The sequence below is a fragment of the Streptomyces flavofungini genome, from assembly GCF_041028215.1.
Classification (GTDB): Bacteria; Actinomycetota; Actinomycetes; order Streptomycetales; family Streptomycetaceae; genus Streptomyces; species Streptomyces flavofungini_B.
In genome coordinates this window covers 1-488 of sequence record NZ_JASKYR010001530.1, presented here as the reverse complement: position 1 = coordinate 488, position 488 = coordinate 1, and the positions used below count along the sequence as shown (strand labels likewise).

Sequence of the window (488 nt, the reverse complement as noted above, 5' to 3'; positions counted from 1 at the left end):
CGCCACTACTCCCGAAATCACGGTTGTTTTCTCTTCCTGCGGGTACTGAGATGTTTCACTTCCCCGCGTTCCCTCCACACTGCCTATGTGTTCAGCAGCGGGTGACAGCCCATGACGACTGCCGGGTTTCCCCATTCGGAAACCCCCCGTGGATGCCTTGGCACCACCGTGCGCCCTTAAAAACTTGGCCACAGATGCTCGCGTCCACTGTGCAGTTCTCAAACAACGACCAACCACCCATCACCCCGGACCAGCAGCCCGAGTGCACTGGGGTCGGCATCGAAGGACAGGCTTCACAGCCCGTACCCTCAGATACCCAACAGCGTGCCCGGCCTCTTCCCGTCCGGAGATCGTGCGTTCCACGCTCTTACGAGCAGTACTGGCAGCCTCCGACCCGTGAAACAGGCCGAGTAGTCAACGTTCCACCCATGAGCAACCAGCATCAGACGTTCGCTGATGAACTGGCCTCTGATCAACCGGAGTTGATA

Annotated in this window: 1 rRNA gene; it reads right to left on the bottom strand. The window is 59.0% G+C overall.

Annotated features, from left to right (window positions below):
• Window positions 1-190, bottom strand: a 23S ribosomal RNA gene (locus AB8Z36_RS42030); the annotation flags it as partial.
• Between the last annotated feature and the right edge of the window lie 298 nt (window positions 191-488).